The organism is Streptomyces aureus (genome assembly GCF_001418135.1).
GTDB lineage: Bacteria > Actinomycetota > Actinomycetes > Streptomycetales > Streptomycetaceae > Streptomyces > Streptomyces aureus_A.
The window spans coordinates 1-306 of sequence record NZ_LIPQ01000597.1 but is presented as its reverse complement, the minus strand read 5'-3'; positions in this window follow the sequence as shown (position 1 = coordinate 306).

Genomic DNA, 306 nt, shown 5'->3' with positions numbered 1-306 from the left:
AGGTCTGCCGGCGCCGCCTCGAAGGGGCGCGGGCCCGGCTGGACGCCTCCCTCGCGGCCGAACGTGCGGCGGAGGAGGCCGAGCGCGCCTCGGGCGGCGACGGGGACGAGTAGCCGCCCCCGGCACGGACCGGCCGCAGCACGGACCGGCCCCTGCCAAGCGGACCGGCCCCGCCAGGCGGATCGGCCCCGCCAAGCGGATCGGCCCCTGCACGGACCGCCACGGACCGGCCCCTGCACGGACCGGCCCCGCAACGGACCGGCCGCGTGCCACCGGCCCCCACCGACGGCCCCCCCCACGCCGCTC